General features: G+C 70.2%; 6 protein-coding genes and 1 pseudogene. 2 read left to right on the top strand and 5 right to left on the bottom strand.

Annotation, left to right across the window (positions count from 1 at the left end; translation table 11 throughout):
• Positions 1 to 30 precede the first annotated feature (30 nt).
• The 3 genes from ACQP1O_RS10380 to ACQP1O_RS10390 form a co-directional block, all read right to left on the bottom strand.
• The gene (locus ACQP1O_RS10380) at positions 31 to 13,290 is read right to left on the bottom strand and encodes an amino acid adenylation domain-containing protein (RefSeq protein WP_433565607.1); all 13,260 of its coding nucleotides are present in this window, start codon (positions 13,288 to 13,290) and stop codon (positions 31 to 33) included.
• A 37-nt stretch (positions 13,291 to 13,327) separates the two neighbouring features.
• Positions 13,328 to 13,735: an AMP-binding protein gene (locus ACQP1O_RS10385; protein WP_433565608.1), complete on the bottom strand. Its 408-nt coding sequence runs from the start codon at positions 13,733 to 13,735 to the stop codon at positions 13,328 to 13,330.
• Positions 13,736 to 13,882: 147 nt separating this feature from the next.
• Positions 13,883 to 14,746, bottom strand: a complete 864-nt coding sequence (locus ACQP1O_RS10390) for a helix-turn-helix domain-containing protein (protein ID WP_379386563.1) — start codon at positions 14,744 to 14,746, stop codon at positions 13,883 to 13,885.
• Positions 14,747 to 15,008: 262 nt separating this feature from the next.
• On the opposite strand from ACQP1O_RS10390, the gene ACQP1O_RS10395 reads away from it, so the two are divergent.
• Positions 15,009 to 15,368, top strand: coding sequence for a DUF4254 domain-containing protein (locus ACQP1O_RS10395; RefSeq protein ID WP_433567641.1), 360 nt, complete (start codon positions 15,009 to 15,011; stop codon positions 15,366 to 15,368).
• Positions 15,369 to 15,690: 322 nt separating this feature from the next.
• Positions 15,691 to 16,053, top strand: coding sequence for a hypothetical protein (locus ACQP1O_RS10400; RefSeq protein WP_433565609.1), 363 nt, complete (start codon positions 15,691 to 15,693; stop codon positions 16,051 to 16,053).
• A 134-nt stretch (positions 16,054 to 16,187) separates the two neighbouring features.
• On the opposite strand, the pseudogene ACQP1O_RS10405 reads toward ACQP1O_RS10400, so the two are convergent.
• A pseudogene (locus ACQP1O_RS10405) lies at positions 16,188 to 16,319 on the bottom strand (LysE family translocator); the annotation flags it as partial.
• 114 nt (positions 16,320 to 16,433) lie between these two features.
• Complete coding sequence (locus tag ACQP1O_RS10410) at positions 16,434 to 18,134, bottom strand: hypothetical protein (RefSeq protein ID WP_433565610.1); 1,701 nt, start codon at positions 18,132 to 18,134, stop codon at positions 16,434 to 16,436.
• Positions 18,135 to 18,267 lie beyond the last annotated feature (133 nt).

The raw sequence follows: 18,267 nt of genomic DNA on the forward strand, positions 1-18,267 counted from the left end.
TTGTTGTATCGGGTTTGCCACTGTCGGTGTTCACGGCGTCCCTCCCAGATGTGCGTCGAGAATGCGTGCGATGGCCGCGAGCGCGTGCGGTGCGGTGAGTTCGTCGTGGCTGACGTCGATGTCGTGGTTGCTGATGGTCCCGGTGATCCAGGGTCGCCAGCCGGCGGGCCCGAAGATGTCGGAGGTGTGCACGGTGGCGCTGAAATACAGTGCGTCGCCGTGGAATACGGGCCGCTGGTAGCCGGTGCGGGTGGCGGCGGAGGCGTTGTAGGAGGCGGCCATGCGTTCCAGGGTCTGGGCGTCGACCAGGCTGACGCCGCCCATGCGGTCGCGGATCACGGCCGCGGCCTGTTCGGCGCTGGTGTCGGCGGGAATGTCGGTGATCCCGAAGACCGAGCCGAAGGCCGCGACGAAGGAGCCGGCGGTGAGTGTGTCGATGCTGTCACCGTCGATATCGGTGCTGTCCGCGTCGAGCAGGGCCAGGGTGCCGACCTCGTCTCCGGTTGCCTCCAGCTGGGCGGCCATTGCGTGTGCGATCAGGCCGCCGAAGGACCATCCGAGCAGATGATAGGGGCCGTGCGGTTGCAGTCGGCGAATTTCGGCCACGTAGCGCGCGGCGAAGTCGGCGATGCTGCGGGCGTGCGGTTCGCCGGACAGGTCGGGGGCCTGCAGGCCGTAGATGGGACGGCCGGGGTTCAACGTGTCGGCGAGGCCGAGGTAGGTCCACGCGATGCCGGAGGACGGATGGATGCAGAACAGGGCGGGCTCGTCACCGCCGGGCCGGATCGGCAGCACCACGTCCAGGCCGAGGCCCGGCGGCGAATCCGCCCGGATGGCAGCGAGTTCGGCCGCGGCCTGCTGGTCGCGCAGATACTGGCGTTCGGCCTCGGCGGCGAGCTCGGCGGCCGGCGAGGTGGCGAAATAGGCTGCGGCGGCGAGCGCGTCGGTCCACAGGTGGGCCAGCATGGAGATCTCGTGGCGGGGCAGCAGGGTTTCGGGGAAGGTGAAGGCGGCCTGCAGGCGGTCCCCGACCACGACGGCATTGATCTCGATCTCGGCGGTGACGGGCACATCGGCGTGCTCGGTGGCGTGCAGGTCGCCGAACTCGTCGGTGGGCAGCCAGCCGAGATCTTCGAGCCCGGCCGGAATGTCGGCGGTGGCGTAGCGGCCGAGGTAGTTGAAGCCGATGCGGCCGGGCACCCGGTCGGGCAGGTCGGCGGCGGTCTCGGGGTTGAGGTAGCGCAGCATGCCGTAGCCGATGCCCTTGTCCGGCACGGACATCAGCTGGTGTTTGACCGCCCGGATGGCCGTACCCATGGCCGGTCCGCCGGCGAAGGCGTCGCGAATCGGGATGTCGGACAGGGCGAGTCGCACCGGGTACACGGTGGTGAACCAGCCGATGGTGCGGGACAGATCGGTTCCCGGAACGACTTCCTGCTGTCGCCCGTGCCCTTCGAGGCGGATCAGCACCGCGTCTCCGGGTTCCACGCGCCAGCGCATGACGGCCAGGGTGAGCGTGGCCAGCAGGGTGTCCTCGACGGTGCCGTCGAACAGTGCGGGCAGGGTGGTGAGCAGGGCTGTGGTGACGTCCGTATCGAGCTCGACCTCGACGGTGCGGACGGCCGGCACCCGGTCGACGGCGGGATCGAGCGCGCGCGGCCCGATCGGCGGGTCGGGGGTGGCGGCCACCTCGCGCCAGTAATCCAGTTCGGCCGTGCGGGTTTCGCGTTGCGCGGCTTCCTCGAGCGCGTGCGCCCAGCGGCGCAGGGAGGTGCCGGTCTCCGGCAGGATCGGTGGCGTGTCCGCGCTGATCTGCGCCCAGGCGGCGATCAGGTCGGGGATGAGGATGCGCCAGGATACGCCGTCGATGACCAGGTGGTGGGCCACCAGGATGAGGCGGCCGCGGCGGTCGGCGGGGCTGCCCGGGGCCGGGTCCAGCCACACCAGCTGCAGCACGGTCCCGGTGGCCGGATCGAGGCGGCCGAGCGCGGAATCCAGTTCGGTAACGGCGTATTCGCGCAGTTCGACGGCGTCGGCGGTGTCGAATTCGATGCGATGCAGGAGCGTGTCGACATCGATCGCGCCGGGTTCGCGGATGCTCATTCGCCAGTCGCCGTCCGCGTAGGCGAGCTGGGCGCGCAGTGCGTCGTGGTGGTCCACGACGGCGGTGACGGTGGCGACGAGCTGGTCGCGCCCGATGCCCTGCGGCAGTTCCAGCACCGCGGTCTGCGCGAATCTGCGGTGGTCGCCGCCGCGTTCGAGCATCCAGCGCACGATGGGGGTGAGCGGCAGCTCGCCGACTCCGCCGCCGGGCAGCTCCTCGAGGACGACGGTCTCGCCCGCGGCCGCCGCGAACGCGGCCAGCGCCGCGACGGTGCGATGCTCGAAGATCTGCAAGGGCGTGAGTTCGATGCCGCGCAGCCGGGCGCGGGAGACCAGCTGGATGGCGAGGATGCTGTCGCCGCCGAGAGCGAAGAACGAGTCGTGCACGCCGACCCGGTCGCGGCCGAGCAGTTCGGCGACGAGCTCGGCGAGCACGGTTTCCAGCTCGGTGCTCGGTGCCCGGTATTCGGTCGCGGCCTCGAACACGGGCGCCGGCAGCGCCTTCCGGTCGAGCTTGCCGACGGCATTGAGCGGGATGGCGTCGAGCACCACGAACGCGGTCGGCACCATATAACCGGGCAGCCGGTCGGCGGCGTGGGCGCGCACGGCGGCCAGATCGATCTCGCGCCCCGGCTCCGGCAGCAGATACGCCGCCAGCGCGGTGGCGCCGCCGGGTCCGGGAACGCCCAGGGTGACGGCGAATTCGACGCCCTCGGCGGCGGACAGCGCGGCATCGATCTCGCCGAGTTCGATGCGCTGGCCGCGTACCTTGACCTGGAAGTCGGTGCGGCCCAGGTACTCCAGGCGCGGCTTGTCGAGGTAGCCGGTCCAGCGCACCAGATCGCCGGTGCGGTAGAGCCGTTCACCGGGCCGCCCGTACGGGTCGGCGACGAAGCGGGCCGCGGTGAGACCCGGGCGCGCCTGATAGCCGCGGGCCAGGGCCGGTCCGGCCAGGTACAGCTCCCCGGCGACGCCCATCGGCACCGGGCGCAGGTGGTCGTCGAGGACGAGGGCGCCCGCACCGCGAATCGGAGTGCCGATGGTGACCGGCTGCCCGGCGGTCAGGGGTTCGGAAGCCGTTGCCCAGATGGTGAATTCGGTGGGCCCGTAGAGGTTGACCAGCGTGCGCCCGCTCGACCACCGGGCCACCAGGTCCGGGCCGATGGCCTCGCCCGCCACGGCCAGCACCCGCACGCTGGACACCGCCTCCGGGTCCAGGGTCGCCAGCGCGGAGGGCGTGATGACCAGGTGTGTGACGCCCTGTGCCGCAATGAGATCCGACAGCGGCGCGCCGCCGAAGACATCGGGCGGGGCGACCACGGCGGTGCCGCCGGAACCGAAGGCCATGAGCGCCTCGAAGGCCGACGCGTCGAAACTCGGTGAGGCGACCTGGAGTACGCGGCAGTGCTCACCGAGGCCCAGCAGTTCCCGCTGGGCCCGCACGAGGTCGGCGATGCCGCGATGGGAGACGGAGACGCCCTTGGGTGTGCCGGTGGACCCGGAGGTGTAGATGAGCCATGCGGGCTGATCCGGGTACGTGGTCATGGCGCGGATCCGGCCCTGCCCCACTGTGATCCGCACGCTGGAGGCGGCGGGATCGTCGAGCACCAGCCAGCCGACGGTGTCGGGCAGCAGCGGCCGGTGGGTGCTCGTGGTGAGCCCGAGCACCGCGCGTGAGTCGGTCAGCATGTGATCGATGCGGTCCAGGGGGTGACGCGGGTCGATCGGCAGGAAGGCCGCCCCGGCCTTGGCGCAGGCCCAGATCGCGGTGATCAGCTCGACGCCGCGTGAGAGGGCCAGTGCCACAATCGTTTCCGATCCGGCTCCGGCGGCCGAGAGCTGCATGGCCAGACGCTGGGAGGCGGTGTCCAGCTCGCGGTAGGACACCGCGCGCCCGTCGACGATGATGGCCGGGCACATGCGGTGGGCGGTGGCGGCGTCCCGGAAGACCTGGGCGAGTGTCGTGATCCGTACGTGCCCCGGGCCGCGCAGCGGCACCAGCGCGGTCCGTTCGGCGGCGTCGAGCAGGTCGATATCCGACAGCCGGACCGCGGGGTCGGCGGTGGCTGCGGTGAGGATCCGCTGCCACCTGGTCGCCAGCCGCGCGGCGGTGGCCTCGTCGAACAGGTCGGTGGCGAAGGTGAGTGTGCCCTCGAGTCCGGCTGCCTCGGTGCCGGGCAGCGGGGTGCGCAGGTCGAAGGTCAGGTCGAACTGCGACGCGTCCCGCTCGATGGGTTCCACCGTCACTCGCAACCCGGGGAATTCGACGGTCGGTGGCTGGAAGTTCTGCAGCGACAACGACACCTGGAACAGCGGATGCTGGGCCGTCGACCGCGGCGGGTCCAGGACCTGCACCAGCCGCTCGAACGGCACCTCCGCGTGCGCGAAGGCATCCAGATCGGTGGCCCGCACCTGTGCCAGGAACTCCCGGAACCCCATGGCGGGATCCACGGGTGTGCGCAGGGCGAGCGTGTTCACGAACATGCCGACCAGGTCGTCGAGGGCCGCCTCGCCGCGCCCGGCCACGGCGGTCCCGATCACAATGTCGGGCGTGCCGGACAGCCGCGACAGCAGCACCGCCAGCGCCGCGTGCAACACCATGAACAGGCTGGTGTCGGTCGCGGCCGCCAATTCGGTGAGTGCACTGTGCAATCCGGCGTCGAGCCGGAACTCCAGATCCGTGCTGCGCAGGCTCTGCACGGCCGGTCGCGGCCGGTCGGTCGGCAGCTCCAGCACGTCGGGCGTCGCCGCCAGCCGGTCCTTCCAGTACCGAATCTGCTGCGCGGCACGGGATTCCGCATCCGTCTCGTCGCCCAGCAGTTCCCGCTGCCAGATCGAATAATCGGCGTACTGCACCCGCAACGGCGGCCGCTCACCCTCCGCGCCGCCACTGCGCGCGAGATACGCCGTCACCAGGTCGGTGGCCAGCGGTGCCATGGAGGCCCCGTCCGCACTGATGTGGTGCACCACCAGCACCACCACGTGGACCTCGGCCGGGTCGATCAGCCGGAGCACGCGGACCCGCAGCGGGGCTTCGCGGGTGAGATCGAAACCCGCCCCGGTGCTTTCGGCAATGGCCGCGCGCAGGTCCGGGCCGTCGTCCGTCTCGGCGAAGCTGATCTGCGGCGCGGCCGCTTCGGCGCCGAGCACCACTTGGCGGGGGCCGTCGGCGTCTGCGGGGTAGATGGTGCGCAGCGATTCGTGCCGGGCGACCACGTCGGCGACCGCCGCGCGCAGGGCCTCCATATCCAGCTCGCCGGTCAGGCGCAGGGCCGCGGTGATGTTGTAGGCGGCGGAGGCCGGGTCCAAGCGGTTGAGGACCCACATCCGTTGCTGTGCCGGGGACAACGGGATTCGGTCCGGGCGGATGCGAGGGGCCAGTGCCGGCAGACCGTGAGCCTCGGTGCCGGGCACGATGCGGGACGACAGTTGCGCGACGGTGGGCGCGTCGAAGAGGTCGCGCAGGGCGATGGTGGCGCCGAGGGCGGCGTTCACCCGGGCCACCACGCGGGTGGCGGTGAGCGAGTTGCCGCCGAGGTCGAAGAACGAGCGGTCGATGCTGACGCGCTCGGCGTCGAGGACGTCGGCGAAGACCTGGGCGACGGCCGTTTCGACGGCGGTGCGCGGGGCCAGGTAGCGCTGGTCGAGGGTCGCGAAATCCGGTGCGGGCAGCGCATTCCGGTCGAGCTTGCCGACCGGGGTCAGCGGCACGTCGTCGAGTGCGATCAGGAAGCTCGGCACCATGTAGCCCGGCAGCGCGGCGGCGACGCGAGTGCGCAGCAGTTCGGTGTCGAGGGTGTGCCCGGCCGCGGGGACCACATAGGAGACCAGCACCGTCTGCCCGCCCGGGCCGGGGCAGCCCAGGGTGGCGGCGTAGTCGACCTGCTCGTCGGCGGCCAGCACCGCGTCGATCTCGCCGAGTTCGATGCGCAGGCCGCGGATCTTGACCTGGAAATCGCTGCGGCCCAGGTATTCCAGCTCCAGCTGTGCGCCGTCGGGTGTCTTGACCTCCACCCAGCGCACCATGTCCCCGGTGCGGTACATGCGCGCGCCGGGCGCGGTGTGCGGGTTGGCGACGAAACGGGCGGCGGTGAGCCCGAATCGGTTGAAGTAGCCGCGGGCCAGTGCGGGCCCGGCCAGATACAGCTCCCCGGTCACCCCGATGGGCACCGGCCGCAGCCAGCCGTCGAGCACCAGGGCGGCCGCGCCGCGAATGGGCGCGCCGATGGTGATCGGTTCCCCCGCCAGCAGCTCACCCGGTCCGGTGGCCCACACGCTGAATTCGGTAGGGCCGTACAGATTCACCAGGCGCCGCCCGGTGGACCAGGCGGCCACCAGTTCGGGCCCGGCCGCTTCGCCGGCCACCGACAGGCAGCCGAGTTCGTCGAGTCCCGCCGGATTCATGGTGGCCAGCACCGACGGCGTGATGACCGCGTGTGTCACCCCTTCGGTGCGCAGCAGTTCCTCGAGTGCGCTGCCGCCGTACACATCCGGCGGCGAGATGACCAGCCGCCCGCCCGCGCCATGTGCCATGAGCAGTTCGTGCACCGAGGCGTCGAAGCTGGGCGAGGCCACCTGCAGGGTACTGGAGGTCTCGTCCAGGTCCAGCAGACTCTGCTGCGACGCAACGAGATTGGCGAGCCCGCGATGGCTCAGCAGCACCGCCTTGGGCTTGCCGGTCGAGCCGGAGGTGTAGATGAGGTAGGCGGTCTGGGCGAGGTTGATGGGCCCGCCGCGTTCGGCGTCGGTGATGTGCGCGTCGGACACCGTCATGACCCGCCGGATGGTGTTGAGGTCGTCGAGCAGCAGCCAGTCGATGCTGCCGGGCAGGGTGTCGCCGACCGCGCACACCGTCACCCCGATGGGCGCGCGGGAGTCGCTCAGGATGTGCTCGATGCGCTCGACCGGATAGCTGGGGTCCAGCGGCAGGAACGCCGCCCCGGTCTTGGCCAGCGCCCACACCGCCACCACGGATTCCACCGACCGGGTCAGGGCCAGCACCACGAAGCTCTCGCGGCCGACCCCGCGCCGCAACAGGACTCGCGCGAAGCGGTTGGACCAGGCGTCGAGGTCGCGGTAGGTCATGCTGAGGGCGCCGGAGCCGAGGGCGATACCGTCCGGATTGATACGCGCGCCCGCGGCCAGGATGTCGGGCAGGGTGCGCAGGGGGGTGGGCGGGCCGCCGCGGACGGGCAGCAGCTGGGTGCGTTCGATCGGATCGCAGTGCTGTAGTTGCGCGGTGCGGCGCCCGGGATGGTCGGCGATCTGGTCGAGCAGCAGTACGAACCGGTCGAGCAGCCGGCGCGCGGCGGCCTCGGGCAGTTCGTCGGCCATGAATTTGACGGTGATGGTGAGGCTTTCGCTGCCGTCTGCGGCGCGCTGCGGGATCACCATGAGGTTCAGCGGGTAGGGGGTGGCGTCGGTGCCGGATACGTCCAGGATCCGCATGCCCGCGATATCCAGTGCGCGCGAGAGGGTTTCGCGATCGATGGGATAGGACTCGAAGACGGTGAGGGTGTCGAACAGCTCGGGCAGCCCGACCGCCCGGTGGATGGCGGCCAGCCCGACGTGCTGGTGGTCCAGCAGTCGCGCCTGCTCGGCCTGCACCCGCGCCAGCAGATCGCCCACACGCTCACCGGGATCCAGCCGCACCCGCACCGGCAGGGTGTTGATGAACAGCCCGACCATCTCCTCGACGCCGGCCAGCTGCGGCGGCCGCCCGGAGACGGTGCCGCCGAACACCACATCGGTGCGGCCGGTGAGCATGGTCAGCAGCAGCGCCCACGCGGCCTGCACGGCGGTGTTCACCGTGGCCCCGGCGGTGCGCACGGTGTCGGTCAGCCGTTCCAGTCGCGCCGCGCTGAATTCGGCCGAGACCATGCCGGATTCGGTCGAGGTGATGCCCGCGAGGGTGGGCACCGCGCGGGTCGGCGCGTCGACCCCGGCCAGCGCCTCGGTCCAGGCCGCCAGGGACGCGGCATCGTCCTGCTGGTCGAGCCAGGCCAGGAATTCGCGATACGAGTGTGCCGGAGCCTGCGCGATCTCGTGCCCGGTGACCGCGGCCAGATACCCGGCCAGCAGCTCGCGCACCACCAGCGGCGTGGACCAGCCGTCCAGGGCCAGATGGTGATTGGTCATGAGCAGCGTGTACGCCTCGGGTTCGGTGCGTATGAGGCTGAAGCGCAGCAGCGGCGGCCGGGCGAGGTCGAAGCGGGTGCCCGCGTCCACGGCGATCAGCCGGGCCAGTTCCCGCTGCCGCTCGGCCGGTTCCTCGATGGTGGTGAGATCGATGTCCTGCCAGGGGATCTCGGTCTCGCCGAGCACCAGTTGCCGGGGGCCGTCGGTGGTCTCGACATAGGCCACCCGCAGCACCTCGTGCCGAGCCGTCAGCGCTGCCGCGGCGGTGCGCAGCCGCCCGGCGTCGACCCGTCCGGCCAGCGACAGCCGGGTCTGGACGGTGTACCCGTCGGCGGTGTCGGTGTCGTAGCGGGCGTGGAAGAGCAGTCCGTACTGCAGCGGCGACAGTGGCCAGACCTCGGTGAGGTCCGGGTACTCCCGCTCCCAGGCGTCGATCTGCGCCTGATCCACCGTGACCAGCGGGAAGTCCGAGGGCGTGTGCCCGCCGGCTCCGGCGTGCCGGGCATGGGTCACCAGCGCGGTGACCGCCCGCCCCCACAGCTGCGCGAACTCCCGCACCTGCCCGGGGGTGAGCACCCGCGAGGCGTAGGCCCACGTCACCTCGAGCCCGGCGGCGGTGTGGAAGGCATTGATGTCGACGACCGCCGCCAGCGGTGCGCGATCGTCCTGGGTGGCCGCGAATCTGACCGGCACCCACGGGGTTTCCGCGCCGCCCGGATGCTCCACCCCCGCGCCCGTGCGGCCGAGGTAGTTGAAGCTGATCTGCGGCGTGGGCGAATCGTCGAGTCGGCCGGGTCCCGTGCCGAGGTAGCGCAGCATGCCGAAGCCCACGCCCTTGTCGGGAATCGCCCGCAGCTGTTCCTTCACCGCCTTCAGTGCCGCGCCCGCCGCGGGCCCGCCCCGGAAGGCGTCGTCGAGGTCGAGGTCGCCGAGGTCGAGTGCCACCGGGAACACGCTGGTGAACCAGCCGATGGTGCGCGAGATGTCCGCACCGGGCAGCACCGATTCCTCGCGCCCGTGCCCCTCCACGGTGAGCAGGGTCCGGCGGGTGCGTCGCCAGCGGCTCGCCGCCAGGGCCAGTGCGGTGAGCAGGGCGTCGTCGAGTCCGCAGTGGAAGCGCGCCGGAATGAGTTCCTGTGCGGCCGTGGCGGTATCGCTGTCGATGACGGTCCGCAGCTGCCCCATGGTGGCCACGGTGTCGAGCTCCGGATCCAGGGCCCGGGTGCCCAGCCGCGGGTCCGGTGTGGTGAGGATCCGCTGCCACCGCGAGATCTCCGCCGCGCGTGCCGGGGTCTGCTCGACCTGTCCGTGCGCCCAGCGCCGGAACGAGGTCGCCACCGGCGCGAGCGGCTCGCCCGCCCAGGCCGTGGCCAGGTCCGGTAGCAGGATCCGCCAGGACACGCCGTCGGTGACCAGGTGGTGCAGCACCACCCACAGCAGTGGCAGGGCGTCCTCGCGGTCGATGAGCACGAAGCGCGCCACGATCCCGGCGGCGGGATCCAGCAGGTCGGCCGCGCGCTGGAGTTCGTCCTCGCCGTCGCTGCCGGGTGCGGCGGTCACGATATCGATGAGGGCCCCGGCCTCGATCGTGCCGGGCGCGCCGACCCGCCACTCCCACGGGCGTCCGCCGTTCGCGGGCCGGTGGGTGAGGGTGCTGCGCAGCAGGTCGTGCCGGTCGAGCAGGGCCTGCACCGCGACCGTGAGCCGGGATCGGCCGGCTTCGCCGCGGGCGAAAGTGTCCGCTTCGCCGGAGGCGAAAGTGTCCCGTGCGCCGGAGGCGAAAAAGTCCTCACTGCGGGGGAGTGGAATCAGCACGGCCTGACCGAATCTGGGCCAGGTCTTGCCCTGCTCGAGCATGGCGTGCACGATCGGCGTGAGCGGCACCGGGCCCACCGCGCCGCCGGGCAGTTCCTGGACCACCGGGGCGGTCACCTCGGTGGCGACGACGGCCAGCGCCGCGACCGTCTTGTGCTCGAACACATCCCGGGCCCGCAGCCCGAGTCCGGCCGCCTTGGCGCGCGCCACCAGCTGGATGGCCACGATGCTGTCGCCGCCGAGGGCGAAGAAATTGTCGTCCGCCGCAACCGATTCCACCCCGAGCACCGCGGCGAAGACCTCCGCGAGCACGCGTTCCCGCTCGGTGGCGGGCGCGCGACCGGCGCGGGGGCCGGATCCGAAATCGGGTCTGGGCAGCGCGCGGCGATCCACCTTGCCCGCCGGGGTGAGCGGCAGCGAGTGCAGCACCATCACGACCGACGGCACCATGTGCGCCGGAAGCGACTGGGCCACAGTGGCTTTCACCTCCTCTGGCGCGACCACCGAATCGGACGCCAGCACGTAGGACACCAGCGCGGTCGCACCGCCGGGCGTGGTCGCGCCCACCGTGACCGCCATCTCGACCCCCGGATACCGCGCCACCGCGGCGTCCACCTCGCCGAGTTCGATACGGAACCCGCGCACCTTCACCTGGGTGTCGCCGCGGCCCAGGTACTCCAGTTCCCAGCGGCCGCCGCGCGGGCGCCACCGCACCAGGTCCCCGGTGCGGTACATGCGCGCGCCCGAGGCGACCGGGCTGGCCACGAAACGCTCGGCGGTCAGGCCGATGCGCTGGTGGTAGCCGCGCGCCAGACCCGGCCCGCACAAATACAGTTCACCTGTCACGCCCGGCGGCACCGGACGCAGCCACGGATCGAGCACGATCGCCCCCATGCCCCGCGAGGGCGCGCCGATAGTAATGGGATCGCCCGGGGCGAGCGGAGCGCTCAGGGTCGCGGTGACGGTGGCCTCGGTCGGGCCGTAGCCATTGATGACACACCGCCCGGCCCAGCGGACCGGCAGCTCGGGCGGGCAGGAGTCGCCGCCCACCACCACGGTGCGCAGCCGCGGCAGCGTGTCCGGTTCCAGCGAACCCGCGACGGCCGGCGTCACATTCAGGTGGGTGACCTCCAGGTGCCGCAGCACCCGCGCCAGCTCTTCGCCCGCGTAGGCGGCCGGCGGCACCACGGCCACTGTCGCGCCGACCGCGAGGGCGACCAGCAGCTCCTCCACCGAGATGTCGAAACTCGGCGAAACCGCGTGCGCCACCACGGCATCCGCGCCGACGCCGAACGCGGCCCCGGAACCGGTGACCAGATTCGTCAGGCCGCGATGGGTGACGGCGACGCCCTTGGGCAGCCCGGTCGAGCCGGAGGTGTAGATGAGGTAGGCGACCTGGTCCAGGTGCAGGGGCGCGCGGTCGGCGTCGGTGATCGGACCGGAATCGCTTGCGGCGATGAGCTTCTCGGTCGCCGGGTCGTCCAGCACCAGCCACTCGACCCGATCCGGCAGGGCCGCCCGGGAACCCGCCACCGTTACGCCCGCGACCACGCCGCTGTCGGTGAGCATGTGCTCGATGCGGTCGATCGGATAGCCGGGGTCGACGGGCACGAACGCCGCGCCGGTCTGGGCGACCGCGCACATGGCCAGCACCGACTCCGCGGAACGCGGGATCGAGATCGCCACCGTGCGCTCCGGTCCGGCCCCCGCCGCGATCAGCACCCGGGCCAGCCGATCGGCGAACTCGGTGAGCTCACGGTAGGTGAACGCGGTCCCGTCCACCCGCAGAGCGATGGCCGACGGGTCCCGGCCCGCCCCCGCCGCGAGGATCTCGGGCAGCGTGCGGGGACCGGTGCCGTCGCGGCCCCGCGCGGGGGCCAGTTCGGCGCGTTCCGTGCCGGAGAGCGCGGTCACCGCCGCCAGCGGCTGCTCGGCGCCTTCGGCCAGGAAGCGGTGCAGGAACTCCAGGAAGCGTGCGTGCAGCACCGCGAGCTCGGGCTCGTCGTAGCGGTTCGGATTGGCCTGGAAGTCGATGTGCGTGTGTTCCCCGCCGCCGCCCGGATAGACGTTCACGAACAGGTCGTCGATGAGGCCCGAGGTCAGCACGTGCAGCTGCCCGGTGACCCCGCCCAGGCGGATGCGGGTGTCGGCGAGCATGAGATTGACCGTCGGGCCGAAGCCCGCCACCTCGTCCATGGCCCAGCCGAGATCGCGGATGATGTCCTCCTGCCGGTACCGCTGGCGGCGCAGCGCGGCGGTGAGCTCACCCTGGGTGGCGCGGACGAGATCGCCGACCGTGGCGGTGGGGGAGGGACGCAGCCGCAGCGGCACCACATTGGCGACCATGCCGCCGGAGCGGCGCAGGACGGCGGTGGTGCGGCCGGACACCGGCAGGCTCAGCACGATCTCGCCCGCCCCGGTCATGGCGCCGACATAGGCGGCGAACGCGGCCACCACGACCGGCGCCGGACTGGTGGACAGGGCGGTGGTGAGCGAATCCAGCAGGGCCGCCGTGGAATCCGGCAGCGTACCGCTGAGCAGGCGGGGGTGGGCGTCGACCGCGCCGGTGCGCTTGCCCAGCTGCGCCGGTTCGGGCAGGCCCGCCAGATGCGCGCGCCAGTACTCCCGGTCGGCCTGGAGCTTGTCCGAATCCCGGTATGCCGCATCGGCTTCCACGATGCGCTGCAGGGGCTCGGCCCGGCCGGGCGGAATCTCGTGCCCGGCGGCGGCCTCGTTGTAGATCTCGGAGGTGCGCTGCAGCATGGTGAGCGCGCCGACGCCGTCGATCAGGATGTGGTGGAACCGCGAGTACCAGTACCAGTGGTCCGGGCCCAGGCGCAGCATGGCGACCAGGCACAGCCGGTCGCGGGTCAGGTCCAGAGGCGCGGTGTACTCGGCGTGCATCCACGCCCGCGCGGCGGCCACCGGATCGGGCGCGCCGCTCAGGTCGACGGTGTCGATCGCGTCGTCGAGCGAGGTGTCCACGAGCTGCCAGGGCAGCTCGTCGATTTCGATCAGGCGCAGGTAGCCGGTGCCGAACTCGCGCCCGGCGCGGCGGACCGCGTCGGCCAGCAGTTGCACGTCGACGGGGCCGGTGAGCTCTACGTACTGGGCGATCGATACGGGCGTGTCACCCGCCAGCTGCTGGGCGAACCAGATGCCGCGCTGGGCCGCGGAGAGGGCGAAGGCCGCGGACGAATCAGGGGTGGATGAGGACAGGGTGCTGAAAACCATTCTGAAACATCCTGCGGGCGATGATGATTCGGTACGGTCAGGCTGCAACCTCCCGTGCCGGTTGCAGTTCCGCCGCGGTGAGCGGGGCGTCCGAGCCGGTGAGGTACTGCACCAGCGTGGAGCGGTCGTCGAGCACCAGCCAGCGGCTCGGATCGGTGATCAGCTCCCGGCCGTCCTTGGTGGTGACGCCGAAATCTGCTCGGGCCACCGTGGTCTCGGTGGTGAGCGGCACCGGAATCGCGCCGATCTTGGTGATGGCCAGACGGGACACCGCGGCCTCCAGCTGCGGGGTCTCCGCGATCGCGATGCGGGCGCCGGGGTGGGCTCCGAGCCGCAGCAGCATGCGCGCGAGGCGGTTGCTCCAGCGATCCAGTTCGGCGTAGCTCAGTTCGCAGTCGGCGGCGGTCATCGCGATGGCGGCGGGCGATTCGACCGGCTTGCACATCGAACATCATCCTCTCGGAGGGGCGCTTGCGGTGGCGTTCGGTATGTATCTACTGTCGCCGCCGCGTGCCGTGGCCGATAGCGACCACAGTGCTGCCGGAACCCGCTCCGAGGGTGCGGATGAACCCACCCTGGGGTGGGTGGAAGATCAGCCGCCCAGGCCCTCCATGGTCTGGGAGATCATGGCGATGGAGTCGCGCGGGCTCAGCGCCATGGCCCGGAGCTGATCGAACATCACGCCGTAGCGGCGCACCTCCGGGTGGCCCTCGATGAGCTCGTCGCTGGCGATGCCCTCCACGTAGACCAGCTCCGGGTCCGCGGGGTCCGGGAAGTCCAGCAGTGTGAACGAGCCCAGCATGCCCGGGTGCGCGCCGGCGTCGAAGGGCAGGATCTGCAGGATCACATTGCGCTTCTCGGTGTGCTCCAGCAGCAGGGTGAACTGCTGGAACATCACCTCCGGGCCGCCCACCAGGCGGCGGATGACGGCCTCGTCCAGTACCACCCACAGCTCCAGCGGATCGTCCTTGGTGAGTACCTTGGCCCGCTCCTGGCGTGCCCGGATGCGTTGCTCGATAACCTGATCCGAGATCTTGGGCATGGTGGTCTGGTAGACCGCGTTGGCGTACGCCTCGGTCTGCAGCAGGCCGGGGATATAGGTGGACTGGAAGAACCGAGCCGAGAGCGCCTCGGCTTCGAAGTTGATGTAGGCGCCGTAGACCTCCGACACCGCATCCTCGAAGGACCGTGCCATGCCTGGGCGGAGCGCATCCACCAGCAACTGCAAGGCATCTGAACGTTGCGGCTCGCCGATGCCGTAGAGGTCCAGCATGGCCGTCAGGGTGCGACGCTGGGGCCTGGCCTGAGCGGTTTCGATGCGGTAGAGGGTGGTCACGTTGATGCCGGTCTTGGCGCTGACCACTTCTTTGCTGAGTTGCGCGTTCTCGCGCATCTCGTGCAGCATCGCGGCGAGCCGCCGCAAACGGACGGTGAGCACGGTGCGCTTGCCTGCCATGACAACCCTTTCCCTTGTCGCACTTGCAAGAACGCAGTATTGCGTTCTTGCATTTGTAAGAGCATGATCCAGCTAGCCTATTCGTGAACAACCGATCCGATGACCGGTATAGCTGAATCCGGAGACCAATCATGTTGGTGCGATTAGTGATGCTGTCGGGTGCGTATAGGGAGTCTCGATGACCATGTCGATAGCCGGCGTCCTTCCGACCGCTCCGCAATTGCTCTGTGCCTTCCAGGGGAGGCGATTTCAAGATCGAGTGTTGCTACGGTCGGCGCACGCTCTCGCCGAACTGCACGAACGTCGCGGCCAGCTACGGGATCCCATGATGGTCAGCGAGATCGATTGTCGCCGCAGTGAACTCGTTGACGATATCAATGATTGGGTGGGACAGGAACTGCCGCAACACCGCAACGGCGCCACGCTGCACACCGAGAGCCTGGGCGCGGTCGTCGACCGCATGGCCAGGAGCTGGGTGGAGGCCAATCAGGTGATCGATCACGAGGGCGCGGCCAGTGACAACACCCATAAACACTGGTACCACCTGGCCGAACTGGTGGACGGCTACACTGATCTCGTAATCGACGTGGCCGGTGGCCGCCGCCGTTTACCAGAACAATGATTCCAAATGCATTGACACAATTGATGTATTGCCACCGAATCGTTGATCGTCAGCGGTGACGTCAGCCGAGTCGTGCCATCGGACCAATAGGTCGCTCGAACCGCAGGACGTCGCCCGCCCGAGACGGCGGGCGCAACGGGGCGCCCCGCCCGGCGTGCCGCGTGGTCGACTGGCGCGGCACGCTCGCCCGGGATAAATCGCGGAGCGCCCCAGAACCATCCGCGCGGTTTTTTATTAACGCCATTTTTCATTCACATGGCGGCGGATTCACAACAGTGCGGGTGTAATACGGCGTTTCACAATTCGAGGGAGGGAGTTCGTCATGAACACGGGCGAGGGCACGGTCGCCGAGCTCTATCGGCGGGCCCAGGACGGCACGTTCCGCCTGGAGGTGGGGGCGGCGCGCACCTGTGCCGCACACTTCCTGCGGTTCGCAGACACACTGGACCCGCAAATCGAGCGCAGCCGCGATGCCCACACCCTCACCGGCTTCGGGGATTTCGACTCCGCCCACCAACTCCGGCGCGGTTTCGAACACAAGGGTCGCCAGTTCACCGCGGCCCTGACCGCCCTGCAGCACTCCGCCCTCGACATGGCCGCCGCCTACCTGTTGGCCGCCGGCCTGATCGAGGCCACCGACGCCACCTACTCGCGCACCCTGCTGGCCGCCACCGCCGGCCTCTGAGACTTCGGGTCTTGTTGATCCCTCACCCGGAGAAGGTTGGGCCGGTATCCGCCAAACGGGTACCGGCCCAATTCTTGTCGTCCGGACCCGGCGCTGTCGGCGGAGCGCCGACCCGTTCAGCCGCAGCCGATCTCAACCGACAACACCGCCGCCCGCCGCCCCAGCACCAACGCCCGCCCCACCGCGAACATCACATTGGGCCCCGGAATCACAATCAGGATCACCGCCGCCACCCCGAATGCCACCACATGCGACACAGGCACCATCACCCCAGGGTAACGGCCCGCAACGGTCGTGAGTGTCGAAAACCGTTGGCCCGCTGATGATCTATCCCGAGCGGCACGGGGCATCCCGAGCTCACCGATTGAGATGGGTTGGGGTCAGCGGGTTTTCCAGTAGTTGTCGGGGCCTACCAGGTTGAGGATGGTTCGGGAGGGGGCCTCGAGGTTGGGTTCGAGGGAGGAGTCGACTGCGAGGTTGATGTAGAGGGAGTAGGACTCGTAGAGGTAGCGGTATTCCTGGCTGCCCCAGCTGGAGTAGGTGGCCTTGAAGAGGGTGTCGGTGTTGGCCTGGCAGACGCTGGAGCCGACGCCCTGGGTGGGGCACCAGACGTCCCAGATCTGGTCCTGGCCCTTGAGACCGTTGTAAAGGGTCTCGGCCTCGGTGTTGGAGGGGAAGGCGAAGACCTCGATGGAGGTCAGGATCTTCTCGGAGGAGTCGAGGTAGACGCCGGTCATCATCTGCTGGCACTTGTTGTTCTGCAGCGCCGTCTTCACGTTCTGCGACATATTGCTGGACACGCAGTCCTTGGGCCCGAAGGAGCGGCGGGTGAACATCACGCCCTTGCTGTCGGTGAAGCTCTGCGGCAGAAGGGCGTCCGCGGTGAACGGGGTCTTGTCGGTGGACTGCTTGTTGAGGGTGTTCTTGTCGAAGCCCGCGGTGGTGCTGGTCGGCGGGGCCGTGGTGGTCGTGGTCGTCGTGGAGGTGCCGGCGGCCGAGTTCTTGTCGGAGTCCTTGCCGGTGAGCACCACCGCACCCACCGCTATGGCGATGACCAGCACCACCAGCAGGACGCCGAGGATCACCTTGAGTGCCGTGTTAGCCGAATTGGACTGCGGTGCAGTCGAATACGCTGCCGGCTGCTGCGGGGCGGACCAACCTGCCGGTGGACCCGGCGTGGTCGGCGAGCCGAACGCCACCGTCGGAATGGCGGGCGCACTGGCCTGCTGCCCGGCGTGCCGATCCAGCACCGCCAGCGCCTCGGGCACATAGTTCGCACCGTCGGGCGTCAGATACACCGCCCGCAGCGTGTCACTCCACTCCGTCGCGGAGGGCCGGGCGTCCGGCCCGAATCCGCCATTGCCGAAGGCCCGGTCGAACAGCGCCCGCACCCGCGGATCGAGATCGGCGGGCACCCCGGACGGCTGCCACGGCTGACCGGGCGCCCCCGCCCCGGCATCCGGCAGCAGCGTCCGATACACCAGCACCGCCAGGTCGTACCGATCCTTGAACCGCTCGTAGGCCGCGTCGAGCGTCGTCGGCCCGGCCGTGTCGATGAGGTACGCCAGCGGCGCGGCCGGCTGCCACAGCACGTTCTTGGCGGACAGGTCCCCGTGCACGAATTGCCGCTCCTCGAGCACCCGCGCGATGTCGCTCAGCCGGATCGCCAGTCCGGCCCGGAAATACGACGCCACCTGCCCGGGCGCGGCCCACAGCTGATCCAGCGTGCGCGGCCGCCCGTCCTGCTGCAGGAAATCCATGGGAATCAACGGCAGCACGGTCCCGGCCAGCACCCCCTCGTGCAACACCAGATCGATCGGCCAGTTCACCGCCTGGGCGGCGTCCCCGGTGGATCCGCCGGCGGCCTCGGCGGCGAGGACGGTCTGCCGCCCGAAGAGCATGGCCTGCCTGGCCGATTCGATGGCGTCGGGACCGGTGACCGGAGTCCGGTACAGCTTGTAGAGCCGCTGCTGCCCACGCGGATCCCGGCACAGGTACTGCACCGACCGGCTGCCCGCGGCATAGAACGGTTCGTTGTCCACGTCATAGGACTCACCGGACAACCCTGCTACGACCACCAACGAACTACCCCCACCCGAGCAGTGACTCCGACAACGCGAACGAACCCGACGATGCGGCGAGCCTAACCGTTCAACTGTCCGCCACGCCCGGCAATAAACGCAAGACACCGCTGACCGTCCCCTCATTGGCAGC

The sequence above is a fragment of the Nocardia sp. CA-151230 genome, from assembly GCF_050942175.1.
GTDB lineage: Bacteria > Actinomycetota > Actinomycetes > Mycobacteriales > Mycobacteriaceae > Nocardia.